Raw genomic sequence first — 26,180 nt, 5'->3', positions numbered from 1 at the left:
CACCGGCGAGATCAAACTTGCCGAGGGGGTCGAAATGGTAATGCCTGGGGACAACAGCACATTTGAAGTCAACCTCATCGTGCCGATAGCAATGCAGCCCGGACTCCGCTTCGCAGTACGCGAAGGCGGCCGCACGGTAGGTGCAGGCGTCGTTACAGAGATCATCGAATAAGAGAACCCCAGGAGGGGAATATTTTGGCAAAGAAAATCCGTATAAAACTTAAGGCATTTGACCATCGCGTACTTGACGCCTCCGCAATGCAGATTGCAGAGACGGCAGAGCGTACCGGTGCGAAAGTGTCGGGACCTATACCTCTTCCGACAGAGATCAAGAAGTTTACGGTCCTCACATCACCTCACGTTGACAAGGACGCCCGTGACCAGTTCGAGATCCGGACACACAAGCGCCTGATCGACATAGTAGACCCGACCCCGAAGACGACGGAAGCTCTTATGGAGCTGAACCTTCCCTCGGGTGTCGACATACAGATCAAGCTGTAGAGGTTTGGTCTGAAAGGAGTGAAACGTTTATGAGCATGGGGATTCTGGGCCGCAAGGTAGGGATGACCCAGGTCTTCGACGAAGACGGTAAGGCAGTGCCTGTAACAGTAATTGAGGCCGGTCCTTGCTCCATCGTTGAAATCCGGACACCTGAAAAGAACAGCTACAGCGCAGTGCAGCTAGGTTTTGGAGAAGTCAAGCCGCTTAAGGTCACAAAGCCTATTAAGGGATACTTTGAGAAACAGAAAACAGCACCCAGGCGCTGGCTGAGGGAGTTCCGCGTTGAGAACGCAGCGGACTACCAGGTGGGACAGGAGATCACCGTTTCTCTGTTCCAGAATGGCGAAAATGTTGATGTTATAGGCGTCAGCAAAGGTAAGGGGACCCAGGGTGTTATTAAACGCCATGGTTTCAGCGGCGGCCCTGGAAGCCATGGTGCTTCCGTAAGCCATCGTCACCCCGGTTCTATAGGATGCAGCAGTTTTCCCGGCCATGTTATCAAGGGTCGGAGAATGGCGGGTCATATGGGCAGTGAGCGCGTCACCACGAAGAACCTCATGGTTTTTGCAGTGGACGAAGAGAACAACCTTATTCTTATCAGAGGTTCAGTTCCCGGGGCACGCGATAGTTTAGTCATGATCCGCAAAACAGCGTAAGTAGGGAGGCAGAAGACTATGCCTGTAGTAAAAAAAGTAAATTTTAAAGGCGAGGTTATCGGCGAGGTAGAACTTGCGGATGCCGTCTTCGGAGCCCCTGTCCATGTGCCGGCTATGCATCAGGTTGTGGTCGCGCATTTGGCTAACTGCCGTGTTGGTACTCACAATACCAAAGACCGCGGGGATGTTAGCGGCGGCGGTAAAAAGCCCTGGAGACAGAAACACACAGGCCGCGCCCGTGCCGGCAGTTCTCGTTCTCCGTTGTGGGTAGGCGGTGGAGTTGCACATGGTCCGCACCCAAGGGATTATCACCAGAAGGTCAACAAAAAAGTTCGCCGTATTGCCCTGTGCAGTGCGCTTACTCTGAAGGTACAGGAAGAGAATATGCTCGTGCTTGAACGCTTTGACGTTGAGGCGCCGAAGACAAGGGTACTCATTCAGTTTCTCTCTGCTATAGAGAGCGGGAAGAAACCGCTTTTCCTCCTTCATGAGACGAACATGGCTGTAGTGAAATCGGCTGCCAATATTCCTGGAGCGGCAGTTCTTCATGTGGACAGCATAAACGTCTATGACCTTCTTAAGCATGATCAGCTGATCGCAACTCCGGAGGCTGTAAAAAAGCTCGAGGAGGTGTTCGGTCAATGAACGCAGTAGCTCATGATATAATAGTCCGTCCTGTCATTACGGAGAAAACCAGCCGTATGATGGAGCTTGGGCAGTACACCTTTGAAGTTCTCCCGAAGGCTAATAAGATAGAGATCCGCAAGGCAGTGGAAGAAGTGTTCAAGGTGAAGGTAGTCAGAGTAAACACGATCCAGGTCCGTTCCAAACCGAAGCGGATGGGTGCCTTTTTGGGTCGTTCACGTTCCTGGAAGAAGGCAATCGTAACTCTTGCCAAGGGTGAGAAAATTGCATTCTTTGAGGGCGCAAGCGCCTAGGCAGAAAGGGGTTAAATTTAATGGGAATTAAGAAATTTCGTCCCACTACGCCCAGCCGCCGCCACATGGCTACGCCCGACTTTTCAGAAATTACGAAGGCGAAACCGGAGCGGAGCCTGGTTGTATCACTAAGTCAGTCAGCGGGACGCAACAATAACGGCAGAGTAACAATGCGTCACCATGGCGGCCGGGGCAGAATAAAGTATCGTATAGTGGATTTTAAGCGTGACAAGCTCGGCGTGCCCGGTAAAGTTGTAGCAATAGAATACGATCCTAACCGCTCTGCGCGTATTGCATTGATCTCATATCTGGACGGTGATAAGCGTTATATCCTTTCCCCGGTAGGATTAAATGTCGGGGACAGTGTTTTTGCAGGAGAGAAGTCTGATATTCGTCCGGGTAATGCCCTTAAGCTGAAGGACATTCCGGTCGGTACGGTCATTCACAACATAGAACTTGAACCCGGACGCGGAGGGGTAATGGTTCGCTCCGCAGGAGTCTCGGCTCAGCTTATGGCTAAAGAGGGCAAATATGCATTTGTCCGTATGCCGAGCGGAGAGCAGAGGTTGGTTCTTCTTGAGTGTATGGCTACCATTGGTCAGGTTGGCAACGAAGATCATGAAAATGTAGTTTACGGCAAAGCCGGAAGAAAACGCTGGCTTGGAATTCGTCCGCATATTCGCGGTATGATCCAGAACCCTGTCGACCATCCGATGGGCGGAGGCGAAGGCAAGAGTAAGTCGCACAAGCATCCGGTCTCGCCATGGGGAACTCCGGCAAAGGGTTACCGTACCCGCAAGCGGAAGCCTTCGGACAAGTTTATTGTCCGTCGCCGCAAAAAGTAGCCCGGGTTAGTAGGAGGGAATACAGATGGCTCGTTCACTAAAAAAAGGACCCTATGTAGACGCAAAACTTCTTCGCAGGGTCGAGGACATGAACGATTCAGGGAAGAAGACAGTTCTTAAGAGCTGGGCGCGCAGTTCCAGCATCACACCTGAAATGGTCGGGCACACTATCGCAGTGCACAACGGCCGTATTCATGTCCCGGTTTACATCAGCGATAACATGATCGGACATAAGCTCGGTGAGTTTGCTCCGACCCGTAAGTTCGGCGGTCACGCCGGACAGGAACGCTCCACCAAGGTCAAGAAGTAGGAGGGGCATGGGATGGACGTAAAAGCAACTGCTCATCAGGTTCGGATATCCGCGTCAAAGGTACGCCAAGTGCTGGCGCTTATCAGAGGCAAAAATGCATCTGACGCGTTGCTGGTGCTTAAATATACTCCCAACAAGGGTGCCCGTTATACTGAAAAAGTCCTCAAGAGCGCTATTGCGAATGCTGAGCATAACTTCGGTCTTGATATGGATAAACTTGTTATCAGAGAGGCAATGGCGGACCAGGGAAGTTACATGAAGCGCTTCCGCCCCGTTTCAATGGGACGCGCGCATGCTTTTAGACACCATTCGTGCCACATCACTGTGGTCGTTGGTGAGAAATAAGGAGGGGTGACGGTGGGTCAGAAAGTTCACCCGGTATGTTATAGGCTTGGCGTTATCTACGATTGGGAATCCCGCTGGTATGCAGACGGAAAGAAGTACGCAAAGTTCCTGCACAGTGACCTTGAGCTCCGTGAATGGATCAAAAAGCGGTGGGCAAGTGCGGGCATAAGCCGTGTTGAGATCGAGCGTATCGGCAACGTTATGCGTTTTACGGTTTGGACCGCCCGGCCCGGTGTCGTAATCGGCAAACAGGGTGCGGAGATCCAGGCGGTTCGGGAGGAACTTCAGGCCAAGACTGGGGCCCGGGTTATGATTAATATCCAGGAGATAAAGAACCCCGATGTTGAGGCTCAGGTTGTTGCCGAAGGGGTTGCATCCTCACTGGAGCGCAGAATAAGTTTTCGTCGTGCTATGAAGCAGTCCATCTTCCGTGCTATGAAGTCAGGCGCCAAAGGAATAAAGATCCAGTGCGCAGGTCGTCTCGGAGGTGCTGAAATAGCGCGTACGGAATGGTATCTTGAAGGGCAGCTTCCTCTTTCGACTTTGAGGGCTGACATTAACTATGGTTTTTCCGAAGCACACACCATCTATGGTGTAATAGGCATCAAGGTATGGATATACAAAGGTGAAGTTATGGAGCGTAAGCCCATTATGGAAACGGCTCCGGCTCATAAGGAGAGGGGGTAACTTCTGATGCTTTCTCCGAAAAGGGTCAAATACCGTAAGCCGCATCTGACCCCGTTGCGTGGTTATGCAAAAGGTGCGATCAAGGTCGATTTTGGCGAGTATGGGCTTCAGGCATGTGAGAATGGCTGGATAACCGCCCGTCAGATAGAAGCTGTTCGTGTGGCGATCAGTCGCAAGATGAAAAAGGGCGGGAAGATCTGGATCCGTATTTTTCCGGATCGCCCAGTTACACAAAAGCCTCTTGAAACTCGTATGGGTAAGGGAAAAGGAAACGTCGAATACTGGACCGCGGCAGTCAAGCGCGGCCGTGTCATGTTTGAAATAGCAGGTGTGCCCCGTGAAGTGGCCGAAGACGCATTCCGCACGGCATCCTTCAAACTGCCCATCAAGGTAAAATTGTTAACCCGAGAGGGAGCAGGTGAATAGTATGGATCCCAAGGAACTTCGAGATCTCAGCATATCTGAGCTCAAAGACAAGCACATGCAGTTCAAGGAGGAGCTGTTCAACCTTCGCTTTCAGAATGCGATAGGACAGTTGAACAACTCGGGCCGTATTAAAGAGGTCAAAAAGACAATAGCCCGCGTACTTACGGTAATTACCGAAAAAGAAATGGGCATTGATCGTTCAGGAGCAAGGAGGTAGCCGGCGATGGAAGAACGTACAGCGCATCGGAAAGTCCGTACCGGCATAGTGGTAAGCGATAAGATGGACAAGACCATCGTCGTTCGTGTTGACCGCATGGCCAAACACTCACTTTACGGCAAACCGGTTCTCCGGTCTAAGAAATTTATGGCTCACGATGAGTCCAACGAATGCCGCATAGGCGACAAAGTTCAAATCGCTGAGACCCGTCCGCTTAGTGCAAACAAGCGCTGGGAAGTGGCTGAAATAATTGAAAGGGCCCACATCCTTGGAGTGAAGCCGCTTGAAGAGGAGGAAATCTAAGCTATGATTCAGCTGCGCACAGTGCTCAACGTAGCCGATAATTCCGGTGCAAAGAAAATCCTCTGCATCCAGGTCAAGGGCGGCAGTTTTCACAAAGTTGGAACAGTCGGAGATGTAATTGTTGCGGCAGTCCGCGAAGCGGCGCCAAACGGAAACATTAAGAAGGGCGACGTTGTAAAGGCGGTTATCGTCAGGACGAAAAAGGAGATCCGCCGCAAGGACGGAACTTATGTCCGTTTTGACGACAATGCAGCGGTCGTTATAGACAACAACGGCGATCCGAAGGGGACCCGTATTTTTGGTCCTGTGGCCCGGGAATTGAGAGAGAAGAAATACATGCGTATCGTCTCTCTTGCGCCCGAGGTTGTGTAGGGGGTACTGGTCATGTCCAAGATGAGAATTAAAAAAGGCGACCGGGTCCGAGTGATATCCGGTAAAGACGCCGGCAAGGAAGGCAAGATCCTCAAAAGGGATATCCAGAAGGAGACCGTCATCATCGAGAACATAAATATGATCACGAAGAGCGTACGTCCCAACCAGAAGGATCCCCGAGGCGGTCTTATCAAGAAAGAGGCGGCTATGCATGCGTGCAAGGTTATGCTTGTATGCCCGTCCTGCGGCAAAGCGACCCGAGTAGGCCGCGCCTATCTTGATAGCGGCAAGAAAGTCCGTGTCTGCAAGCAGTGCGGCGAAATCATCGATAAGGTTTAAGGAGGGACTGATATGACTCCGCGTCTTTTGACAAAGTACAGTGAGGAAGTCCTTCCCCGTCTGAAGGAGCAATTCGGATATAAGAATGTCATGGAGATCCCCCGTCTGGTCAAAGTTGTCATCAACATCGGTGTCAACGAGGCGAAGCTTGACCAGAAATATATGGATGCTTCGATCAATGAGCTGACTATTATTTCCGGGCAGAAACCCATGATGAAGCGTGCGAAAAAATCCGTTGCAGGATTTAAAGTCCGTGAGGGGATGCCGGTAGCATGCTGTGTAACGCTGAGGGGGCCCAGAATGTGGGAATTCGTAGACCGCCTTATCAGTATTGCACTCCCGCGCATAAAGGACTTTCAGGGGATTTCGAAGAGAAGCTTTGACGGCAGGGGCAATTATAACCTTGGACTCAAAGAGCAGCTTCTGTTCCCTGAGATCGATTACGATAAGGTCATTCGTCAGCGCGGTATGAACATCACGTTTGTCACAACCGCAAAGGCGGATGAGGAAGCCCAGGCTCTGTTGGCCGAACTGGGCATGCCCTTCGCCCATTAGGAAGGAGTACGGTCATGGCCCGAACAAGCTTGGTAAACAAGGCTCAGATGGAACCTAAATTCAAGGTGAGAAAGTATAATCGTTGTCCCCTGTGTGGACGCCCCCGGGGGTATATGCGGAAGTTTAATATGTGCCGCTGCTGTTTTCGTAAACTTGCACGCGAGGGGAAAATCCCCGGCGTTGTCAAGTCGAGCTGGTAGGCACGTGGGCGTGGAAGGGAGGATCCTTTAATGAATATAACAGATCCTGTCGCGGATATGCTCACACGCATTAGAAATGCGAACGTTGTCTATCATGAAATGGTAGACATGCCTCTAAGCAAGATGCGTCTCGAAATGGCTCGCATCTTGAAAGAGGAAGGCTATATCCGCAACTACAAGACAATCAATGACGCAAAGCAGCCTATGCCGATCCTGAGGCTGACTATGAATTACGGTCCGTCTAAGGAACATGTGATTCAGGGGCTTCGCAGGATAAGCAAGCCGGGACGCCGCATTTATGTCGGCAAGGACGAACTGCCCAAGGTCATGGGCGGACTTGGGATCGCCATGATATCAACGTCAGCGGGACTTATGACCGATGCAGAAGCGCGCAAGCGCGGTCTGGGCGGCGAAGTCGTCTGCTACATATGGTAATGGAGGTGGCATAGGTGTCTAGAATAGGACGTAAACCGATACCGCTTCCAAAGGGCGTTGAAATCAAAGTCGAGGACAAACATGTTCTGATCAGGGGTCCCAAAGGCACGCTTGAGATGGATATTATGCCCATGATAAACGTAGCGGTCGAGGATAATAATATCATAGTAAGCCGTGAGAGCGAAGTCAAAGCTGTATGCGCGGCGCACGGCATGACACGCGCACTGCTCAACAACATGATAACAGGGGTAAACAGCGGATTTGAGAAAGTCCTTGAGATTGTCGGTGTCGGATACCGCGCGCAGATCCAGGGGAAGAATTTGATTCTAAGCCTTGGATTCTCGCATCCGGTAGAAGTGGTGCCCCCCGAAGGCATCGAATTTTCATGCGACAGCCCCATCAAGATCACAGTTCGCGGTATAGACAGGCAGCTTGTTGGTCAGGTCGCCGCGAACATCCGTGGATACCGTCCGCCTGAACCCTATAAGGGCAAGGGTATAAGGTACTCAGGGGAATACGTAATACGCAAGGCCGGCAAGGCCGGCGCCAAGAAGTAGGGCGAGGTGAAGGACGTTGATTAGTAATCGCAGTCGCAATGAAATGCGGGAGCTCCGCCACCGTCGCCTCAGGAAGCAGATCTCAGGCACAGGCAAGCGTCCCCGTCTTGCAGTTTTCGGCAGTTTGAAACATATCTATGCTCAGGTCATCGATGACGAGAGAGGTATTACCCTGGTATCGGCTTCGACAATGGAGCAGGCATTCAAGGACGTTAAGGGCACGGGAAATCAGGAAGCTGCAAAAGCAGTTGGCAAGCTGATCGCCGAGCGCGCTCTGGCCCAGTGTATTAGCGAAGTCGTATTCGACAGAGGCGGCCATGTCTATCATGGCAGGATAAAAGCCCTGGCCGAAGCGGCACGTGAAGCCGGCCTGAAGTTCTAGGAGGAGGCAGAGAAACGTGGCGAAAGAATCATTCAGTAATAAATCCTATAGCAGCAAGGGCAATGAGCTTCTGGAACGCATTGTTTCCATCAACCGCGTCAGCAAGGTCGTCAAAGGCGGGAAAAGGTTCCGCTTCAGTGTCCTTGTGGTTGTAGGCGACGGTATGAGCCAGGTAGGACTGGGCATGGGCAAGGCCAAGGAAATTTCAGAGGCAGTGCGCAAGGGTATTGAGCATGCCAAAAAAAACATGATAGACCTTAAAAAGGTAGGGCACACAGTTCCTCATCCTATTATCGGGAAATTCGGCGCTGCGGAAGTTCTTCTCCGTCCTGCGGCCCCCGGTACCGGAGTTATTGCAGGTCCTGCGGTGCGTGCGATCATGGAACTCGGAGGGGTCAAGGATATCCTGACTAAAGTCATAGGGCGTACCTCCAATCCGATCAATGTATCTTACGCTACTATGGAAGCGGTAAAAAACCTCAGAACGCCCGAGGAGATCCGCCGTCTCCGTGGCAAAGAGCGTAAGGAAGCCTAGGAGGAATATACGATGGCTAAGCTTCGAATAACATGGACAAAAAGCACGATAGGCCGTCCTCCGCGTCAGGAGAGGATCATTAAAGCGCTTGGCCTTCACAGGCTTAACGATACGGTCTTCCATCAGGATACTCCGCAGATACGCGGTATGGTCAATTCCATCTGCCACCTGCTGGAATGGTCTGTTGAGGAATAGGGAGGTACTGCCATGAATCTTCATGAACTGCGCCCGGCAGCGGGTTCACGTAAAAACAAGAAACGCCTGGGACAGGGACTCGGCAGCGGCCAGGGAAAGACGGCCGGAAAGGGGCATAAAGGACAGAAGGCTCGTGCCGGCTGCTCTATAAGTGCAAACTTTGAAGGCGGTCAGATGCCGCTTGCGCGTCGTGTGCCAAAGCGCGGCTTCAGCAATTTCCGTTTTGCTGTCAAATATGAGACAGTCAACATCGCGGATATTGACGAGCGCTTTGAGGCCGGATCTGAAGTAGATGGAGCCAGCCTGTATGAGCTGCGTCTTATCTCCTCTGCGGACAAACCGGTCAAGATCCTAGGCACAGGAGAAATTTCCAAGAATCTTACAGTTCGTGCCAACGCCTACAGTGCATCCGCCGCAAAGAAAATAGAAGCGGCAGGTGGAAAGGCTGAGGTGATATAAGGTGATCGATTCCTTCCGGGATGCCTTCAGACTGCCTGATCTTAAGCGGCGGATACTGTTCACTCTTGCCGCTTTGTTCGTTTACCGTCTCGGCGCACATATCCCGACCCCGGGGGTCGATGCTGCAGCACTGGGGCGGCTCTTTGAGCAGGGCGGTGTTCTGGGGTTCCTGGACCTCTTTGCAGGAGGCGCGCTCAGCAGATTCAGCATATTTGCACTGGGCGTTACTCCATATATCAACGCAAGCATAGTCATGCAGCTCCTTGCAGTTGTCGTGCCCAGCATTGAGAAAATGCAGAAAGAGGGTGAGGAGGGGCGTAAGAAAATTGTTCAGTATACACGTTACGGGACAATAATCTTTGCACTCATCCAGGCGGTTGGAATGACTGGCTGGCTCAGAAACATGGGTATTTTTGCAGGCAGCTGGCTTGACATAGCGCTGGTGGCTGTAACGCTCACAACCGGAGCAGTTGCCGTAATGTGGCTCGGTGAGGTTATGTCAGACCACGGGATAGGAAATGGTATCTCTCTGCTTATATTTGCAGGCATTGTTGCCAGGATCCCGGAAGCTATAATACGAACGTTCACACTTATAAGACTTGGCGAAATGAACATACTGGTGATTATGCTTGCTGTTGCCATCATGATGGCCGTAGTCGCAGGCTGTGTGATGCTTCAGGAGGGACAGCGCCGTCTTCCTGTGCAGTATGCCAAACGCATGGTCGGCAATAAAATGTATGGCGGACAGAGCAGTTTTATTCCGCTCAGAGTCAATACTGCCGGAGTCATCCCGATCATCTTTGCGTCTTCGGTACTTCTGTTCCCCTATACTATAGCCGGACTTTTTCAACACAGCCTGGCGCAGGCGATACAGAAGGCATTCAGCCCAAGCAGTCCCATATACATTGTACTTTATGTGGCGATGATAATCTTCTTCTCATATTTCTATACGGCTGTAGTTTTCAAGCCGGATGATATATCAAGCAACATGAAGAAGAACGGCGGTTTTATCCTTGGCATACGCCCGGGAAGACCGACCACAGACTATATTGAAAAAGTTATGGGCCGCATCACTCTGGGAGGGGCCGTAGCTCTTGCTGCGGTTGCTGTAGTACCGACAATTATGACAGGGCTGATGAACATCAATACCTTCTACTTCGGTGGAACCGCCGTAATCATAGTAGTTGGCGTCGCGCTCGACACAGTGCATCAGATAGAGGGGCAGCTCCTTATGCGCCACTATGAAGGCATACTGAAGCGCCGCGGCGGGAAAAAGGGCGGCCTTTTAAGGCTGTAATTCGGAGGCAGGATATGAGGATCATTCTTATCGGTGCTCCCGGAGCAGGAAAGGGAACTCAGGCCGACAGCATAAAGAGTAAATATCCCATAGCGCACATATCTACCGGAGATATCCTCAGGGCAAATGTCAAGGCCGATACCGGGCTTGGGAAAAGTGCGAAGAGCTATATGGATTCCGGTAAGCTTGTACCTGATGATGTTATTATTTCTATGGTCGAATACCGTCTTAAAGAGCCCGACTGCAAAGAAGGCTTTTTGCTTGACGGATTTCCAAGGACAACACCCCAGGCCGAGGCTCTTGATAAAATTCTGGAGAGATTTGGAATTGCTCTGGACGCGGTTATCGAGCTTTCTGTAGAAGATGATGTCGTAGTGCAGAGACTTACAACAAGAAGGGTATGCAAATCTTGCGGAGAGATATACAATACTCTCTTTAGGCCTGCAAAAACAGAAGGTATCTGCGATAAATGCGGGGGAGAAGTTATTCAGCGGGATGATGACAAAGAGAGCGTGATACGTAAACGCCTTGCAGTTTTTCATGAACAGACAGCCCCTCTCATTGACTACTACCGCAAAAAAGGGCTTCTTGTCACGGTAGATGCGACTGGTCCAAAAGACGCGGTGCTGAAACTTCTCGAACAGAGAAGGGGCGGTTGTAAATGATCACCTTTAAGAGCGACAGAGACCTTGAAAAAATGCGTCATGCCGGCAGGATCGTAGCTGATATGCTTAAGCTGATGCGAGATATGGTCAAGCCCGGTGTGGACACGCTTACCCTTGATGAGGCGGCAGAGAGTCTTCTTGTTAAAGAAGGAGCAAAGCCGGCTTTCAAGGGATACAAAGTGCCATGGGTGCCGGTCCCGTTTCCCGGCACTATATGTGCATCAGTAAACGAAGAGGTCGTGCACGGTATCCCCTCAAGGAGCAGAATACTCCAGGAGGGGGATATAATCAGTATCGACACAGGGGCTTCTGTCGACGGATACTTTGGTGATGCGGCATGTACCTTTGCAGTTGGCAAAATAAGTGAGAGTCGGCAGCGGCTGCTCGATGTCACTTTGGAGTCATTGCACAGGGGGATTGCAGCCGTACGGCCGGGTGCGACGCTTGGAGATGTCGGCCATGAGGTCGAGACCTTTGTGGTTTCAGCCGGATTCGGCCTTGTAAGGGACTACGCAGGGCATGGAATTGGCAGACGGCTTCACGAAGCGCCGCAGGTGCCTAACTACGGCGCACCTGGCAGCGGCATCACACTCAAATCCAGGATGACTTTCTGCGTTGAACCGATGGTCATGTCCGGAGGCGAAGAAGTTACCAGCCTTGCAGACGAGTGGACGGTTGTTACAGCTGACGGCAGTGATGCCGCTCATTTTGAAAACAGTCTCCTTGTAACAGAAGACGGCGTGGAGATACTTACACCATGGGAGTAATCCCGGACGGGCCGGATTTGGAATACAGGATAGGAGATGTTGTTATAGTCCGTCGGGGAAAGCATAAAGGGACATTGTTTGTCGTTGTGGGCACAGAAGGTGAATCTAGAGTTTTAATAACGGATGGGAAACATTACCCCGTTGACAAACCTAAAAAAAAGAACATAATGCACCTTCAAAGAACTTTAATGAGTCTCGAAGATGTGGCTGGGCGTGTTGCTGGCGGGAAACCTCTGGACAACGGCTGGTTGATACAGAAGATTACCGCTATTCTGGATAACGGCAACACATCTTGCAGACAGGGAGGTTGAGGCTACTGCATGGCCAAAGAAGAAGTAATTGAAGTAAAAGGCAAGGTAGTGGAGCCACTGCCCAACGCCATGTTCCGGGTAGAACTGGAAAATGGCCACAAGATACTGGCTCATGTCTCGGGTAAAATGCGGATGCATTTCATAAGGATCCTTCCCGGCGACCGTGTTCTGTTGCAGCTTTCGCCGTATGATCTGACTCGCGGGCGGATAACATACAGGTATAAGTAGTTTGATATCGGGTCATATCTCCCGGAAGCGGGGATTTAGTTTTATTCAAGGAGGTCTACATTAATGAAAGTAAGACCGTCGGTCAAGACAATTTGTGAGTATTGCAGGATAATCAAACGCCACGGCGTTGTACGCGTGATATGCAGCAGAAATCCGCGTCACAAACAGCGTCAAGGAGCAAGGAGGTAGCAGGGTATGGCTCGTTTAGCCGGAGTAGACCTGCCGCGTGAGAAGAGAATCGAAATAGCCCTGACCTATATTTTCGGTATTGGGCCGGCAGTTGCACAGCAGATCATTGCCACGACAGGCGTCGATCCCAACACGAGGGTCAAGGATCTGACTGAGGATGAAGAACAGAAGCTGCGCGCAGAAATTGAAAACAATCACAAGGTGGAAGGTGACCTTCGCCGTGAGATAGCTATGAACATCAAGCGACTCATGGATATTGGTTGCTACCGTGGCCTCAGACATCGTCAGGGTCTCCCTGTCCGCGGTCCGAGGACCAAGACGAATGCCCGCACACGTAAGGGTCCGAAGAGGACAGTAGCCGGCAAGAAGAAAGCCACGAAGTAAGGGCTTACCAGGGAGGGAACAACAGTTGGCCAAACGCGTACAGCGTAGTCGTAAACGCAAGGAAAGAAAGAACGTAAGCTATGGTGTGGCACATATATTTTCGACATTCAACAATACCATAGTCACACTCACGGACAAGCAGGGCAATGCGCTTTCATGGGCATCGGGCGGAAATGTTGGTTTTAAGGGAACACGTAAATCCACGCCTTATGCCGCACAGATGTCGGCTGCACAGGCAGCTAAGGTTGCACAGGATCACGGCGTTTTAGAGATTGATGTCATAGTCAAGGGCCCGGGCCCGGGGCGTGAGTCGGCTATACGTTCGCTTCAGGCGGCCGGGCTGCAGGTCAATGTGATACGTGATGCAACTCCGATCCCGCACAATGGCTGCCGTCCGCCAAAACGGCGCCGCGTATAGTTTTTAAAGGAGGTAACAGACTGGTATGAGCAGATACACAGGACCTGTTTGCAGGCTTTGCCGTGCAGAGGGTACGAAGCTCTTTTTGAAGGGAGACCGCTGTTATACTGAGAAATGCGGCCTTACCAAGCGTAATTCAAAACCGGGGCAGCACGGCACCCGCCGCGGTAAAATGAGTGAATACGGACTCCGTCTCAGGGAGAAGCAGAAACTTCGCCGTTTCTACTGCCTCAATGAATCTCAGTTCAGCACTGTATACGAAAAAGCTACAAAACTGTCCGGGCAGCCGGGGCATAATTTCCTGCAGCTTCTGGAACGCCGTCTTGACAATGTGGTCTATCGTCTCGGTTTTGGTGTCAGCCGCAGCCAGGCACGTCAGTTGATCTGCCACGGACACTTTACGGTGAACGGTCATAAGCTTGATATACCGAGTGCGGTGCTTAAGCCCGGTGATGTAGTAGCGGTAGCAGAGGGCAGCAGAGACGTGGTCCTTCTCAAGAACAACATGGAGACAGCCGCAGCCCGCAGCATCCCGGCATGGCTCTCGTTCAATGCCGATGCTATGACAGGCAGCGTTGTAACCGTGCCTATCCGCGAGCAGATCGAAGTGCCTGTAAACGAACAGCTCGTCGTTGAATTCTATGCCCGTTAGGGAAACGAAAGGTGGGGGAGAATATGGAGCATGATCGTCACGAGATCATAGTACAGGAATCCACCCCGTCGTACGGCAAAATAATCATTGAGCCTCTCGAAAAAGGTTATGGGGTAACGCTGGGGAATTCTCTTCGCAGGGTGCTGCTTTCTTCCATCAGTGGTGCTGCAATAGTAGCAGTGCGCATTGAGGGTGTGCTGCATGAGTTCAGCACTGTTCCCGGTGTAAAAGAGGACGTTATCGAACTTTTGGTAAACCTTAAACATATACCGGTTTGTTGCCACTCATCCGCAGTCAGGACCCTTCGTCTGGAAGCGGAAGGGCCTAAGGTTGTTACTGCTGCGGATATCGAGCCTGACAGCGAGGTTGAATTTCCTGATCCCGAAGCCTATATATGTACATTGGAAGAGGGCAAATCGGTTATTATGGATATCTATGTAAGCACAGGCACCGGTTATGCTGCAATAGATCGTCCGCGGGCGGCTTATCTTCCTGTTGATGCACTTCAGGCGGATGCCCTATATTCACCGGTAAAGAGGGTAAAATACGATATACAGGATAAACGAATGGGACAACGAACGGACTATGATAGCCTCTGCCTTGAGATATGGACGAACGGGGCAGTTTCTCCTGAATCTGCCGTTGTTCAGGCCAGCAGGATACTTAAGGGCTACTATGCCTCTATAGTTGATTCCCTTGCCGGGTCTGGAAGCAGCGCTCTGGATGAGATCATCAAGGGCGATGACTCGGCAAAATCTGCGGCAGTTGCTGCCGGGATGGAGAAGCGGTCAGTTGTTCCCGGGTTCCAGATGGGAGAAAATTCTATATATTCAAGACCAGTCCGAGACCTTGAACTTTCGGTGCGAAGTGAGAACTGCCTTCTCCGCGGAGGAGTCCACATGATCGGTGAACTTGTCTCCAGGACCAGGGACGACCTTCTTAAGATCCGCAACCTCGGCAAGATCTCACTCAGGGAGATTGAAGAGAAACTCTCTAAATTTGACCTGCATCTCAGCGGAGACATAAGCGCCCCGCTTGATGATGATGACATCGACGAACAGAAACAGAAGGAGGAGTAATAAATGAGACACCGCGTAACAACAAGGCGGTTGGGGCGCTGCAGCTCCCATAGGTGGGCTATGCTTGGAAACATGGCCGCCAGTCTCTTTATTGAGGGCAGCATTGTTACCACTACGACAAGGGCAAAAGAAGTCCGCAGGGTAGCCGAGAAACTCATCACAAAGGCTAAATCCGGCGAGCTGGACGATCGTCGACTTGTCATAGCCCGTTTGCCCCACAAAGAGGCTGTTGCTAAGCTCTTCAACGAACTTGGACCGAAATATGCCAGCCGCAATGGCGGCTATACTAGAATTGTCAAACTCGGCGCACGCTTAGGCGATGCCTCCCCTATGGCGGTCATCCAGCTGGTTGACTAGCCTGTAATGAAATTTGGGACGGCCCTTTCTCTCAAGGGTGTCGAATTCCGGTATCCTGAAGCTGCGAAGGCAACTCTTCGCGGCTTGGATCTGGAAATAGAAGCCGGAGAGTGGATAGCTGTCCTTGGCTCTAACGGGTCAGGGAAGTCTACCTTGATGAAACTCTTTAATGCCCTGTTGATCCCTACGCAGGGCGTTTGTCTTGTTGATGGACGGGACACAAAGGGTTTTGGTGAGGCTGAGGCTGTGCGTTCAAAAATTTCCATAATATTTCAGAATCCTGAAGATCAGATCGTTGCGGCTGTAGTTGAGGAAGATACGGCTTTTGGTCCGGAGAATCTTGGGCTGCCGTCTATTGAGATACAGGCGCGTGTTAAAGACGCGCTTACCGCCGCTGGACTTTGGGACAGGCGCAAAGCCCCTGTTTCGGCGCTTTCCGGGGGACAGAAGCAACTTCTTGCTCTTGCCGGAGCTCTTGCCGTTAAGCCGGGATGTCTTTTGCTTGATGAGGCAATGTCGATGCTTGATCCGGCCGGCCGCAGGAATTTTCTTGAGCTTGTAAATAATGAGAACGATAACGGCCTGACTATTGTGCAGGTCACACATCGCCTTGAAGAAATTTCAGGCGCCGATGTTGTTGTCGTACTTGAAAATGGAGTTTTTGTCTGGCGCGGAACACCTGAGGAGTTATTGGCGCAGCCTCGGGAAACCCTGCGTGAGATGAACTTTGAGAAACCTCCTGTTGCTGTGCTGAGGGACGAGCTGGCAAAGAATGGTGTGATCCCATGGTCGACACGAGCCGATATCTTAAGCATAAGAGATAAATTATGTCTCTGAAAGTAAAAAATCTAAGCTATACATATAATTTGGGAATGCCGACTGAAACGGCCGCACTCTTTGATGTCTCTCTGGAGGTGGAAAGCGGCGAGATACTGTCGATCGTAGGGCATACCGGCAGCGGTAAATCCACGCTTGCTCAGCATCTTAACGGCATTATGATCCCGCAGTCCGGAGAGGTTTCGGTCAACGGGATCACAGTTTCATCAGATTCGAAAGACCTTCGCAAGATCCGCAGGGAGGTCGGGCTTGTATTTCAATACCCCGAACAGCAGATATTTGCAGAGACAGTTGAAGAAGAAATAGCATTTGGCCCATATAACTGGGGAGTACGCAAAGAAGATCTGCACAGCAGGGTCAGGGCGGCCGTCAGAATGATCGGTTTGGACGAGTCTATCCTCCCATGCAATCCGTTTACGCTTTCAGGCGGTCAGAAGCGGTGTGTTGCAATAGCCTCAGTCCTTTCCTCGGATCCATCATACATAGTGCTTGACGAGCCCACAGCCGGACTTGACGCACGCGGCGCCCGCGAACTGCTTGCGGTCCTGCGTTCCAGAGCTGATCGAGGCATTGGCATTATACATATAACACATGATCTTGATCTGGCGCTGCGTATCAGCACAAAAATACTTGTCCTGGAGAACGGGAAACAGATATTATGCGGTTCCCCCCGTGAAACCGCTGAACTTCTCCGCAGTACGCAGGTACTGGGGCTGGCCCTGCCTGATGTTTTAAAACTGTCGTTTGAACTCAGGGAAAGCGGACTCATCAACTCAATTACATGGGATCCTCATGAGCTTGCGAAGATGATAACGGAGGCAGGCTAAATGTCTTTTATAAGCAGAATTACGCTTGGACAGTATATACCGGCTGATTCTTTCCTTCATGCTCTGGATCCGCGCTGCAAAATCCTTATGACTTTGCTTGCGATGACAGGGATATTTGCCAGCGGGACCTTACCTGCACTTGTCTTATGGGGACTTATGCTGCCGGCGGCAATATATATGTCAAAAGTTCCGGTCGGAGCAGTGTTGCGTTCTGCGAAGCCGGTTCTTATCCTAATAATATTTACATCGCTGCTGCATTTATTCTGGACGCCTGGTGCAGAAATATTTCGGCTTGCTTTTCTCTCTGTTACAGAAGAGGGTTGTGTTATGGCACTGCGTATGGGACTTAGGCTTCTATATCTTGTTCTTTATGCCGGGTTGCTGACCCTGACTACAAGTCCGTCGGAACTTTCGGATGGGCTTGAGGCTATTATGGGACCGTTTCGCAGGTTTGGCCTGCCTTCACATGAAATAGCAATGATGATGACCATCGCTTTGCGTTTCATACCGACGCTTTTTGAAGAGACGGAACGTATAATAAAGTCTCAGATGTCAAGGGGGGCTGACTTTGAAAGCGGCGGACTTGTAAAAAGAGCAAGGGCTTATATTCCTGTCCTGATCCCCTTATTTGTCCTCGTTTTTCAGCGGGCCGAGACGCTGGCATCAGCAATGGAGTCCAGATGCTACAGGGGCGGGAAGGGGCGTGTCCGCATGTACCCGCTTAAATGGGGATGCGCAGAAAATACCGCGGTAATGATTTTCGTTATTTTTATTGTGACAGTGATTATCATTGACAGGATGTCCATGTGAGATGGTCCGCTATACGGCGGAAATAAGCTATAACGGTTCAATGTTTCATGGCTGGCAGCGTCAGTCCGGGCTCACTTCAGTGCAGGGAGTTCTTGAGGATGGTCTTTCATTCCTCAATGGCAAGCATGTTGACGTTATAGGTGCCGGACGTACCGATGCCGGAGTGCATGCCCGCGGCCAGGTCTGCAGCTTTGGCATATCCAGGAAGTGGGACAGCCGCGAACTTATGCTCGCGCTGAATTCAAAACTGCCTGATGGCGTGACTGTTATGCGCCTGACGCAAGTAAGGCCTGATTTTCACGCAAGATACGATGCCGTCAGCAGGGAGTATATGTACTTTATCTGGAACAGGAACGCTATATATCCGCACCTTGCACCCTTTACCTGCTGGCTCAAAGGAGGCGGCTATGATTGGTCCCTTGCTGCAGAAGCATGTAAATATCTCAAAGGAGAGCATGATTTTCGAAACTTCTGTCACCGCGGAAACAAGAATGGGAGTACGGTCAGAACGCTTCACAGTGTAAGACTGCAAAAGAGCGGCAGCTTAATAAGGCTTCATCTCAGAGGCAGTGGTTTCCTCACAAATATGGTGCGTATAATAGTCGGGAACCTTGAACTGGTGGCTAAAAAAGAGCGTGACCCTGAATGGATAAACGAATTATTCAAGCCTGAATATGACAGAAGAGATGGCGGGAGAACGTTCCCACCCGCCGGGCTTTTCCTATGGAAAATAAATTATGATCCGTCACCGTGGGATTAACACGTAATGGGTGTTCTGTTGTAGAATAACTTCATATGTGAACTAAAAATTGTATTGAAAGCGTGTCTGTTTTTTTAGGGAGGCTGACTGATTTGTGGAGCAGGGATATAGGAATAGATCTGGGAACAGCTACGGTTATAGTATTTATTAAAGGTAAGGGAGTAGTCCTGAGGGAACCATCGGTAGTTGCGATGGATCAGAACACAGGTAAAATCTTCTCTGTCGGTGAGGATGCGAAAATCATGATAGGCCGGACTCCGGGAAACGTAGTAGCGATACGACCTCTGAGGGACGGCGTTATAGCTGACTATACCATGACAGAGGTAATGCTCAGAGAATTTATAAAGAAAGTTACATCGGGTGTGGAGCGGATCGTCCGTCACAGAATAATGATAGGTGTACCTGCCGGCGCAACTGATGTGGAACGGCGTGCAGTCCTTGAGGCCGCGCTTGAAGTAGGCGCAAAGGAAGCATATCTGATAGAAGAACCAATGGCCGCGGCAATAGGAGCGAACATGCCGGTTGGTGAACCTGTGGGCAATATGGTTGTAGATATAGGCGGCGGCACTACTGACATCGCCATTGCGTCACTGGGAGGGCTTGTCGTTTTCGAATCGCTGCGAGTCGGCGGAGATAAGTTTGACGAGGCATTTGTACGCTATATGCGGCGGCAGTATAACCTTGCGATCGGCGACCAGACTGCCGAGGATGTAAAAAAGTCGATCGGAGCCTGTGACATTGCACGGGCATCAGAAGATATGACGATGGAAATAAGGGGCCGGGACCTGATCCAAGGCCTGCCTCGTCAGATGACTGTATCCAGTGTGGATGTCGCACGGGCTATAGAAGAGCCGGTCAACAGCATAATTGCCGGCATAAAAAGGGTCCTTGAGAAGACACCGCCTGAACTTGCCGCAGATGTTATTGACAGAGGAATAATTCTTACGGGCGGAGGAGCTTATCTCCGCGGACTTACCGAACTTATAACCGAAGAAACTGAAATAAATGCCGTAGTGGCGGAATCAGCGGCGGAGTGTGTTGCGCTTGGCACGGGAATAGCTCTTGAATCACTGGATAAACTTAAAGAAACCGGAGCTGTATATTCGGCAACTAAGCGAGGATATAAATGGCGTTGACGAGACAGCAGTCAAGCAGGCCTGGCTGTTTCCCTGAATAGTCAGTTTATACCGGGAATAATATTTTGCCGATAGTATGGCTGTATCTAAAATTTTAGTATTTTGGCAATGGAATAACAGCCATGATTTTTTGAAATGAAACTAAAATTGTTGTGCAATTTATAAACGTAGACTAGAATAGAGTTTTTTTGCTTATCTTCAATTCACGTTAGAGAAAATAAATATTCAGAATTTTCTTTTGATGTTTAATAATAAATTAAATACAAGTAATAAATGCCATAATTAAAAGTAATAAAGTTTATTAAAAATCGGGTATTTGATCCTAAAAATGCTTGTAAATTTCCAACGGGGGATTTAATTCTGACAATTTATATTTTTGCTATTTTTCATGGGGGTGGGAATGTGTAAATTGAATATAGTTGTCTGGAAATTAAGCCTTGATTTTAATCTTTATGAAGGCTACACTTATAGTATAAATCAATTATAATAATGAACTTTTTTTATGACACAGTACAAAAAATCTAAGGAGGTAGTTCTAATGTCAGCAAACTTTTCAGTAGCGCCAAAGGATGTATTCCCAACCATCGAGAAGCTGATGCTACGTGACGGATTCGATATTGTCATTGACATGGAGAAGTCAAAGGGAAGTCACATTGTCGATTCAGTATCGGGTATAAACTGGCTTGACTTCTACACGTTCTTTGCATCATCGCCTTTTGGGATGAACCACCCGAAACTCGAGACCCCGGAGTTCAAAGAAAAGATTTTCCGCGCTGCTATCAATAAAGTTGCAAATTCCGACATCTATACCCAGGAAATGGCAGAGTTTATAAAGACATTCGGCGAAGTTGCAGTTCCCGAAGGCTTTAAGCATATCTTCCTGATAGACTACGGCACGCTGGCGGTCGAAAACACCTTCAAGGTCGCAATGGACTGGAAAGTCAGCAAGCTTCTTGCGGCGGGCAAGATTTCAAAGGGCGATGCCTATGACGGCAAAAAAGGGACCAAGATCCTTCACTTCAACGAAGCATTCCACGGCCGCAGCGGATACACCCTTTCTGTGACAAACACCAACGACCCGAACAAACACCAGCGTTTCGCCAAGTTCACAGAGTGGCCGCGTGTACTCAATCCTAAAATCACATTCCCCCTGGAGGACAACCTCGGTGTGGTGCAATGGCTCGAAGCGCAGTCTATCAAGCAGATCAAAAAAGCGATTATGGATGATCCTGACGGGATCGCGGCTATTATTATCGAGACTATCCAGGGAGAAGGCGGAGACAACCACTTCCGTACAGAATTCTTCCAGCAGTTGCGCAACATTTGCGACGAATCTGACATAATGCTGATTTTCGACGAAGTTCAGTGCGGAATGGGCATAACCGGCAAGATGTGGGCATGGCAGCATCATACCCCTGTGATGCCTGACATCTTCTCCTTCGGGAAGAAGGCGCAGGTCTGCGGGCTTATAGCGGGTCCCCGTGTCGATGAAGTTGAGAATAATTGTTTCACTGTCTCCAGCAGGATAAACTCAACATGGGGCGGCAACACTGTCGATATGGTCCGCTCAACGAAGTACCTCGAGATCTACCGTGAAGAGAAGATCCTTGACTATGTCACGAACACAGCCGGACCGGCGCTATACAAAGGGCTCAAGGAACTCGAATCAGAATTTTCAGGATACATCTCTAACGTCCGCGGCAAGGGGCTTATGTGTGCATATGACATCTGCTGCCCGGAACTCCGCGACAAGTTCCTCAAGGAGTGCCACAACAACAACATGCTGATCCTCGGCTGCGGAAGCAATACAGTCCGCTTCCGCCCTGCACTCAATGTGCCCGTTGCGGACATAGAGAAAGGGATCGAGATCTCACGCAAGGCGGCAAAGGCAGTATTTACAAAGTAATTACGAAAGACACAAAAGACATATCTGTATAACAAAAGATCCGGCCTGAGGCCGGATCTTTTGTTTGAAGAAGTATAGTTTGTCCGGCCATATTTATTATTTTTTGCGAGCAGGTAAAAATATCCTGCTATAATGAGATTGCATGTGATATATAGAAAATCGTCATCTTGTACGAATGCGGAGGTGGTGTCTTTGTTCGAGCTCCTCAAAGAAATGAACTGGAGCCTGCTGGGTACCCTGATAATTGCGAGTGCGATCGTTGCATGGGCCGGCGATATAATCGGCATGAAACTCGGCAGGAAAAGGATCACCTTCCTTAAACTGAGACCTAAGTATACATCCAGGATAATATCCGTGCTTACAGGCGTGGGTATCGCTATTGTGACGCTGTTTGTCGTCAGCGCCGCGTCTGAACCTGTCCGCACCGCGCTGTTCAGCATGAATTATGTCCAGAATCAGATAACAAACCTTACTGCGGAACTTCAAAAAAACAGGTCGGACCTTCAGGGGATGGAAGTAGAACTCTTTGAAAGTAAGGGCGATCTTCAGGAGAAGCAGGATGAGCTGATGAGAGTCGAACAGAAACTCTCACGCGCTACAAAGAGCCTTGAAGAGGCACGCCTTCAGCTTGTCGAAATGAAAGCCGTAAAAGAAAAGACGGAAAAGGAACAAAGAGAGCTCCAAATGGAAAAAAGCAGACTGCAATCAGAAAGCAAAAAACTTGAAGAATCTGTTAAGTTGCTTAAAGAGGAGTCGGAACAGCTTAAAGCTGGCATACAGCGTCTCAGGGAAGGCAGGATAGCCGCGCTTACAGGAGAAATACTTGCGCAGGGAGTCATATCTGCCAATGTGATTACAGAACAGCAGATAGATCAGATCATTGACAGACTTGCCGATGAAGGGCGCACACTTCTTGCTTACAGGTTCGGTAAAAAGACGGAAGATATAGAGTCATTGCAGGTAGACAACGAATCGATAGAAAAAGTCAAAAAAACACTTACCCGCTCTCCTGGGCGCTGGCTTGTGAGACTGACCGCGCTTACAAATGCAGTAGAGGGCGAACCCGTAATGGCGGAGACAGAGGTGTTCAATACCAAGCTTATATTCAAGGCTAAAGAAGTTCTCTCAGAAAAGAGATTTGAAAGCGGTATGCCGCGCGAACAGGTTGAAGAACTTGTATTCAGGGCGCTCAGGGATGTCAATGTGCATGCGGCAAGGGAGGGCGTTCTGAGGAATCCGCTTACAGGGAACGTCGGATCGATGGACACGGCTGAATTTATTGATGCGATAGAGAAAATAACGGAAAGCAAGACCGGCATAAAACTTTATATTATAGCTGCAGAAGACATTTATACAGAGGGTCCGGTCCGCGTAAAGCTTATTTTAAAAAATAATTAACGGAAGAAGATCACTATATGCTAATAGTTGCTTGTCAGAAATGCGGAGAGTTAAAAGTGCTGGCCGGTTCGCCTGACGCGAGCGGTATCGCTCATGTGGTGTGGACGTGCAAGCGCTGTGGTGCGGGGCAGGTTATGGAGATAGCCGTAAGCAAGGATGCACGTCGCGGTGACCTGCGTAAAATAATCGGGGGGCTTGCTCTGTCTAAAATCGCGGCAGATAAGTCTGGAATGCAGGATATGCATGATGAAGACGACGGGGATGAGTTTGGGGATGGCTAACACTGATAATGCAAAGTCGGAATATTCCGGTTACTGTTACTATGACAGCAAACTTGCCGTAACACCGGAAGACCTGCAGGAGCTGTATATGTTCACCCGCTGGGGCCGCAGCCGCTCGCTTGAACAGATAGAGAAAATGCTGTTCGGCACAAGTATGTGTTTCTCTGTCCGCTATAATGGCAAGCTTGTCGCTTTCTGCCGCATAATGACCGATTTTGTGTTCAGGGGGTCTCTCTGGGACATACTTGTACACCCGGATCATCAGGGGAAGGGCCTTGGATCTGACCTGCTGCATTATGCACTTGACCATCCTGCGATCAAACCCATACCTATTCTTGTCACCTACACCAGCGAACTCACGGGATTTATGACCAGACTGGGGTTTGAAACCAGGGAGGGTCTGCTTATTCTTCAGCGCCGGCCAATTGAATATTCTTAAAACGAGGCAAAAATCCAAATGTGGATCAGCCTGCGTTCTCGCACGGCTGCGGCATTGGGATCATGTGCGTGTTTTTCCCCTGTACAGGATCAATAAAGAATAATAGAATGGCAGCGTTGTGTCTGTGGCACAGTAAAATATACGGAGGTGTTTGAAATGAGCAAAGAAAGGTATCTTATCTCGTCTGAGTCAGTGACGGAAGGACACCCGGACAAACTCGCAGATCAAATATCCGATGCGATCCTTGACGCCATTTTGACGGAAGATCCAAACGGAAGAGTTGCATGCGAGACACTTGTGAGCACGGGGCTTGTTGTAGTGGCCGGAGAAATAAGCACGAACTGCTACGTGGATATTCCGAAAATTACGCGAAGCACAGTAAAAGAAGTGGGATACACCAGAGCCAAGTATGGCTTCGATGGTGACACCTGCGCCGTTATTACCGCGATCGACGAACAGTCCGTCGATATAAAACGCGGAGTTGACAAGGCACTGGAAGCACGTTACCTCTCGAATGACGAGATAGATAAAATTGGTGCCGGAGATCAGGGGCTCATGGTGGGCTATGCATGCGATGAGACGGAAGAGCTTATGCCTCTGCCGATCTCGCTTGCACACAGGCTTGCACGCAGGCTTGCAGAGGTCCGTAAGAACAAGACGATCCCATATCTGCGTCCCGACGGGAAGAGCCAGGTTACAGTGGAGTACATCGACGGCAGACCTGTAAGTGTGGACACGGTAGTTATAAGTGCACAGCACCATCCTGCGGTTGATCAGGCACAGATATCCTCGGATATTGAAGAGTATGTGATCAGGCCGATAATTCCCGAGCATCTTATAGTTAGTAAGCCGCGTATCCTGGTGAACCCCACAGGTCGGTTTGTTATGGGCGGCCCACAGGCGGATAGCGGGCTTACCGGCCGTAAAATTATAGTTGATACTTATGGAGGAGCTGTTCCCCATGGCGGGGGGGCATTTTCAGGCAAGGATCCGACTAAGGTCGACCGCTCCGGAGCATATATGGCGCGTTATGCCGCGAAGAACGTAGTGGCAGCAGGACTGGCATCCTCATGCCAGATACAGGTCGCCTATGCTATAGGTGTGGCAAAACCTGTCTCTATCATGGTCAGGACATTCGGAAGCGGCAAAATATCAGATGATAATATAAAGGAACTGCTTATAGAGTACTTCGATTTCCGCCCTGCGGCTATAATCAGGGACTTGGACCTCCGCAAGCCTCAATACAAACGCATTGCTGCTTATGGACACATGGGGCGTGTCGACGTTGATCCGATGCCGGCCTGGGAGCGCACTGACAAAGCGGAAATTCTAAAAAAAGCGGCAAAATCCTAACAGGGATTTTAAAATTAAGATCCATCTGAAACTGGCTGTTAAATCAATTATAATGTTGATGCCCCACCTTGTCTGGCCCGAACATTGCCCTGTATGCGGCAGGGTGGGCGTATCACATTGTCCTGTATGTCTCGGATCCGTTGCCTCTCCGCTCCCGCCGTACTGTCTTTGCTGCGGCGGTCGTTACGGGGTGGATTGTTGCTACGGTTCGGTGCCGTGTTTTGCTCTTGCGGTACACGAAGGCATAGCGAGGGATTTGATCCTGAGACTTAAATACCGCAATGTACGCAGTTTAGGATTGCCTATGGGTATGCTCATAGGCAAGATGCTCCCCTATACGGAATCCGACGTTATAGTCCCGATCCCTCTGCACAAGACGAGCGGAAGGGCATATAACCAGACTGAGATGCTGGCACAGGGGATAGCCGAAGTCAGGCATACTTATTGTGATCATCACGCGCTGGAATGGAAATTTGAGCTCGGTACGCAGACCGGTAAACGGGTGCACGAGAGAAGGTCTATGCCGGCTGATGCGTTGCAGGCGGATGTACGAAGTGTTTCCGGTAAAAGGGTCCTGCTGGTTGATGATGTCTATACGACAGGCGGTACGCTGAGAGCTGCGAAACATGCTGTAGAATCCGCAGGAGGCATGGTTACGGCGGCTGCAGTCTGGACAAGAAGGATAACATCGGCAGAGAACGAAAAGGCTTGGGACGGAACAGCCGGATTGTAGCAAACTTACGGCGTGAATCGGGTCAGACATCGGTATTTTCTATCTTTGGCATGCTATGGTATATAGTTCATGTTTCTTTAGGTGAGGACTGTTATA

44 protein-coding genes are annotated in these 26,180 nt (G+C 50.1%); all 44 read left to right on the top strand.

Annotated elements, in window-relative coordinates:
- On the top strand, window positions 1-172 hold a 172-nt coding region (gene tuf, locus LLF78_05745), incomplete at its 5' end, for an elongation factor Tu (protein ID MCE5201995.1).
- A gap of 20 nt (window positions 173-192) precedes the next feature.
- Entirely contained in the window at window positions 193-501 is a 309-nt protein-coding gene (rpsJ, locus tag LLF78_05740) for a 30S ribosomal protein S10 (protein MCE5201994.1), read from the top strand.
- Window positions 502-530: 29 nt separating this feature from the next.
- Entirely contained in the window at window positions 531-1,157 is a 627-nt protein-coding gene (gene rplC, locus LLF78_05735; protein ID MCE5201993.1) for a 50S ribosomal protein L3, read from the top strand.
- 18 nt (window positions 1,158-1,175) lie between these two features.
- A complete protein-coding gene (rplD, locus tag LLF78_05730; protein MCE5201992.1) occupies window positions 1,176-1,802 on the top strand; it encodes a 50S ribosomal protein L4 in 627 nt (208 codons plus the stop codon).
- Window positions 1,799-2,095: a 50S ribosomal protein L23 gene (gene rplW / locus LLF78_05725; GenBank protein MCE5201991.1), complete on the top strand. Its 297-nt coding sequence runs from the start codon at window positions 1,799-1,801 to the stop codon at window positions 2,093-2,095. The genes rplD and rplW overlap by 4 nt, the downstream gene beginning before the upstream one ends.
- A gap of 20 nt (window positions 2,096-2,115) precedes the next feature.
- Window positions 2,116-2,940: a 50S ribosomal protein L2 gene (rplB, locus tag LLF78_05720; protein MCE5201990.1), complete on the top strand. Its 825-nt coding sequence runs from the start codon at window positions 2,116-2,118 to the stop codon at window positions 2,938-2,940.
- 25 nt (window positions 2,941-2,965) lie between these two features.
- Window positions 2,966-3,250, top strand: coding sequence for a 30S ribosomal protein S19 (gene rpsS / locus LLF78_05715; GenBank protein ID MCE5201989.1), 285 nt, complete (start codon window positions 2,966-2,968; stop codon window positions 3,248-3,250).
- Window positions 3,251-3,262: 12 nt separating this feature from the next.
- Window positions 3,263-3,595 carry a 50S ribosomal protein L22 gene (rplV, locus tag LLF78_05710; protein ID MCE5201988.1) on the top strand — a complete coding sequence of 111 codons (333 nt, stop codon included), beginning with the start codon at window positions 3,263-3,265 and terminating at the stop codon, window positions 3,593-3,595.
- Between the two features lie 12 nt (window positions 3,596-3,607).
- Complete coding sequence (rpsC, locus tag LLF78_05705; GenBank protein ID MCE5201987.1) at window positions 3,608-4,282, top strand: 30S ribosomal protein S3; 675 nt, start codon at window positions 3,608-3,610, stop codon at window positions 4,280-4,282.
- A gap of 6 nt (window positions 4,283-4,288) precedes the next feature.
- Window positions 4,289-4,708 (top strand): 50S ribosomal protein L16, encoded by a 420-nt coding sequence (gene rplP, locus LLF78_05700; protein ID MCE5201986.1) that lies wholly within the window; start codon window positions 4,289-4,291, stop codon window positions 4,706-4,708.
- Window position 4,709: 1 nt separating this feature from the next.
- The gene (gene rpmC, locus LLF78_05695; protein MCE5201985.1) at window positions 4,710-4,925 is read left to right on the top strand and encodes a 50S ribosomal protein L29; all 216 of its coding nucleotides are present in this window, start codon (window positions 4,710-4,712) and stop codon (window positions 4,923-4,925) included.
- Between the two features lie 6 nt (window positions 4,926-4,931).
- Window positions 4,932-5,228 (top strand): 30S ribosomal protein S17, encoded by a 297-nt coding sequence (gene rpsQ / locus LLF78_05690; GenBank protein MCE5201984.1) that lies wholly within the window; start codon window positions 4,932-4,934, stop codon window positions 5,226-5,228.
- Window positions 5,229-5,231: 3 nt separating this feature from the next.
- A complete protein-coding gene (gene rplN, locus LLF78_05685; protein MCE5201983.1) occupies window positions 5,232-5,600 on the top strand; it encodes a 50S ribosomal protein L14 in 369 nt (122 codons plus the stop codon).
- 12 nt (window positions 5,601-5,612) lie between these two features.
- A complete protein-coding gene (gene rplX / locus LLF78_05680; GenBank protein MCE5201982.1) occupies window positions 5,613-5,939 on the top strand; it encodes a 50S ribosomal protein L24 in 327 nt (108 codons plus the stop codon).
- Between the two features lie 12 nt (window positions 5,940-5,951).
- Window positions 5,952-6,494, top strand: a complete 543-nt coding sequence (gene rplE / locus LLF78_05675; GenBank protein MCE5201981.1) for a 50S ribosomal protein L5 — start codon at window positions 5,952-5,954, stop codon at window positions 6,492-6,494.
- A gap of 14 nt (window positions 6,495-6,508) precedes the next feature.
- Window positions 6,509-6,694, top strand: coding sequence for a type Z 30S ribosomal protein S14 (locus LLF78_05670; protein MCE5201980.1), 186 nt, complete (start codon window positions 6,509-6,511; stop codon window positions 6,692-6,694).
- A gap of 30 nt (window positions 6,695-6,724) precedes the next feature.
- Complete coding sequence (rpsH, locus tag LLF78_05665) at window positions 6,725-7,129, top strand: 30S ribosomal protein S8 (GenBank protein MCE5201979.1); 405 nt, start codon at window positions 6,725-6,727, stop codon at window positions 7,127-7,129.
- 14 nt (window positions 7,130-7,143) lie between these two features.
- A complete protein-coding gene (gene rplF / locus LLF78_05660) occupies window positions 7,144-7,686 on the top strand; it encodes a 50S ribosomal protein L6 (GenBank protein ID MCE5201978.1) in 543 nt (180 codons plus the stop codon).
- Window positions 7,687-7,702: 16 nt separating this feature from the next.
- Window positions 7,703-8,068: a 50S ribosomal protein L18 gene (rplR, locus tag LLF78_05655; protein MCE5201977.1), complete on the top strand. Its 366-nt coding sequence runs from the start codon at window positions 7,703-7,705 to the stop codon at window positions 8,066-8,068.
- A gap of 16 nt (window positions 8,069-8,084) precedes the next feature.
- Complete coding sequence (gene rpsE, locus LLF78_05650) at window positions 8,085-8,603, top strand: 30S ribosomal protein S5 (protein MCE5201976.1); 519 nt, start codon at window positions 8,085-8,087, stop codon at window positions 8,601-8,603.
- A 12-nt stretch (window positions 8,604-8,615) separates the two neighbouring features.
- Window positions 8,616-8,798, top strand: coding sequence for a 50S ribosomal protein L30 (gene rpmD / locus LLF78_05645; protein ID MCE5201975.1), 183 nt, complete (start codon window positions 8,616-8,618; stop codon window positions 8,796-8,798).
- A gap of 12 nt (window positions 8,799-8,810) precedes the next feature.
- Window positions 8,811-9,257: a 50S ribosomal protein L15 gene (gene rplO / locus LLF78_05640; protein MCE5201974.1), complete on the top strand. Its 447-nt coding sequence runs from the start codon at window positions 8,811-8,813 to the stop codon at window positions 9,255-9,257.
- Window position 9,258: 1 nt separating this feature from the next.
- On the top strand, window positions 9,259-10,554 hold the full coding sequence (gene secY, locus LLF78_05635) for a preprotein translocase subunit SecY (protein MCE5201973.1): 1,296 nt from the start codon (window positions 9,259-9,261) through the stop codon (window positions 10,552-10,554).
- Between the two features lie 14 nt (window positions 10,555-10,568).
- Window positions 10,569-11,219 (top strand): adenylate kinase, encoded by a 651-nt coding sequence (locus LLF78_05630; protein MCE5201972.1) that lies wholly within the window; start codon window positions 10,569-10,571, stop codon window positions 11,217-11,219.
- Window positions 11,216-11,986, top strand: a complete 771-nt coding sequence (map, locus tag LLF78_05625; GenBank protein MCE5201971.1) for a type I methionyl aminopeptidase — start codon at window positions 11,216-11,218, stop codon at window positions 11,984-11,986. The genes LLF78_05630 and map overlap by 4 nt, the downstream gene beginning before the upstream one ends.
- The gene (locus LLF78_05620; GenBank protein MCE5201970.1) at window positions 11,977-12,297 is read left to right on the top strand and encodes a KOW domain-containing RNA-binding protein; all 321 of its coding nucleotides are present in this window, start codon (window positions 11,977-11,979) and stop codon (window positions 12,295-12,297) included. Before map ends, LLF78_05620 begins: the two co-directional genes overlap by 10 nt.
- Window positions 12,298-12,306: 9 nt before the next feature.
- Complete coding sequence (gene infA / locus LLF78_05615; GenBank protein ID MCE5201969.1) at window positions 12,307-12,525, top strand: translation initiation factor IF-1; 219 nt, start codon at window positions 12,307-12,309, stop codon at window positions 12,523-12,525.
- Between the two features lie 63 nt (window positions 12,526-12,588).
- Entirely contained in the window at window positions 12,589-12,714 is a 126-nt protein-coding gene (rpmJ, locus tag LLF78_05610) for a 50S ribosomal protein L36 (GenBank protein ID MCE5201968.1), read from the top strand.
- Between the two features lie 6 nt (window positions 12,715-12,720).
- Window positions 12,721-13,098 (top strand): 30S ribosomal protein S13, encoded by a 378-nt coding sequence (rpsM, locus tag LLF78_05605; protein MCE5201967.1) that lies wholly within the window; start codon window positions 12,721-12,723, stop codon window positions 13,096-13,098.
- A gap of 25 nt (window positions 13,099-13,123) precedes the next feature.
- A complete protein-coding gene (rpsK, locus tag LLF78_05600; protein ID MCE5201966.1) occupies window positions 13,124-13,516 on the top strand; it encodes a 30S ribosomal protein S11 in 393 nt (130 codons plus the stop codon).
- 25 nt (window positions 13,517-13,541) lie between these two features.
- Window positions 13,542-14,168 carry a 30S ribosomal protein S4 gene (gene rpsD / locus LLF78_05595; GenBank protein MCE5201965.1) on the top strand — a complete coding sequence of 209 codons (627 nt, stop codon included), beginning with the start codon at window positions 13,542-13,544 and terminating at the stop codon, window positions 14,166-14,168.
- A gap of 23 nt (window positions 14,169-14,191) precedes the next feature.
- The gene (locus LLF78_05590; GenBank protein MCE5201964.1) at window positions 14,192-15,247 is read left to right on the top strand and encodes a DNA-directed RNA polymerase subunit alpha; all 1,056 of its coding nucleotides are present in this window, start codon (window positions 14,192-14,194) and stop codon (window positions 15,245-15,247) included.
- Window positions 15,248-15,250: 3 nt separating this feature from the next.
- Window positions 15,251-15,604, top strand: coding sequence for a 50S ribosomal protein L17 (gene rplQ, locus LLF78_05585; protein MCE5201963.1), 354 nt, complete (start codon window positions 15,251-15,253; stop codon window positions 15,602-15,604).
- Window positions 15,605-15,610: 6 nt separating this feature from the next.
- Window positions 15,611-16,441 (top strand): ATP-binding cassette domain-containing protein, encoded by an 831-nt coding sequence (locus LLF78_05580; protein ID MCE5201962.1) that lies wholly within the window; start codon window positions 15,611-15,613, stop codon window positions 16,439-16,441.
- A complete protein-coding gene (locus LLF78_05575) occupies window positions 16,432-17,268 on the top strand; it encodes an ATP-binding cassette domain-containing protein (protein MCE5201961.1) in 837 nt (278 codons plus the stop codon). The genes LLF78_05580 and LLF78_05575 overlap by 10 nt, the downstream gene beginning before the upstream one ends.
- Window positions 17,269-18,078: an energy-coupling factor transporter transmembrane protein EcfT gene (locus LLF78_05570; protein MCE5201960.1), complete on the top strand. Its 810-nt coding sequence runs from the start codon at window positions 17,269-17,271 to the stop codon at window positions 18,076-18,078.
- 1 nt (window position 18,079) lies between these two features.
- Complete coding sequence (gene truA, locus LLF78_05565) at window positions 18,080-18,838, top strand: tRNA pseudouridine(38-40) synthase TruA (protein MCE5201959.1); 759 nt, start codon at window positions 18,080-18,082, stop codon at window positions 18,836-18,838.
- Window positions 18,839-18,921: 83 nt separating this feature from the next.
- Window positions 18,922-19,974 carry a rod shape-determining protein gene (locus LLF78_05560; GenBank protein MCE5201958.1) on the top strand — a complete coding sequence of 351 codons (1,053 nt, stop codon included), beginning with the start codon at window positions 18,922-18,924 and terminating at the stop codon, window positions 19,972-19,974.
- A gap of 538 nt (window positions 19,975-20,512) precedes the next feature.
- A complete protein-coding gene (gene lat, locus LLF78_05555) occupies window positions 20,513-21,880 on the top strand; it encodes an L-lysine 6-transaminase (GenBank protein MCE5201957.1) in 1,368 nt (455 codons plus the stop codon).
- Window positions 21,881-22,072: 192 nt separating this feature from the next.
- Complete coding sequence (locus LLF78_05550; protein ID MCE5201956.1) at window positions 22,073-23,278, top strand: DUF3084 domain-containing protein; 1,206 nt, start codon at window positions 22,073-22,075, stop codon at window positions 23,276-23,278.
- Between the two features lie 17 nt (window positions 23,279-23,295).
- On the top strand, window positions 23,296-23,559 hold the full coding sequence (locus LLF78_05545; GenBank protein MCE5201955.1) for an alcohol dehydrogenase: 264 nt from the start codon (window positions 23,296-23,298) through the stop codon (window positions 23,557-23,559).
- Window positions 23,552-23,998, top strand: coding sequence for a GNAT family N-acetyltransferase (locus LLF78_05540; protein ID MCE5201954.1), 447 nt, complete (start codon window positions 23,552-23,554; stop codon window positions 23,996-23,998). Before LLF78_05545 ends, LLF78_05540 begins: the two co-directional genes overlap by 8 nt.
- A gap of 156 nt (window positions 23,999-24,154) precedes the next feature.
- Window positions 24,155-25,351: a methionine adenosyltransferase gene (gene metK / locus LLF78_05535; GenBank protein MCE5201953.1), complete on the top strand. Its 1,197-nt coding sequence runs from the start codon at window positions 24,155-24,157 to the stop codon at window positions 25,349-25,351.
- 52 nt (window positions 25,352-25,403) lie between these two features.
- Window positions 25,404-26,084, top strand: coding sequence for a hypothetical protein (locus LLF78_05530; protein MCE5201952.1), 681 nt, complete (start codon window positions 25,404-25,406; stop codon window positions 26,082-26,084).
- Window positions 26,085-26,180 lie beyond the last annotated feature (96 nt).

Source organism: Synergistaceae bacterium (assembly GCA_021372895.1).
Lineage (GTDB): Bacteria > Synergistota > Synergistia > Synergistales > Synergistaceae > JAJFTP01.
The sequence above is the reverse complement of the archived record's forward strand: the minus strand, read 5'-3'. Positions and strand labels throughout refer to the sequence as shown.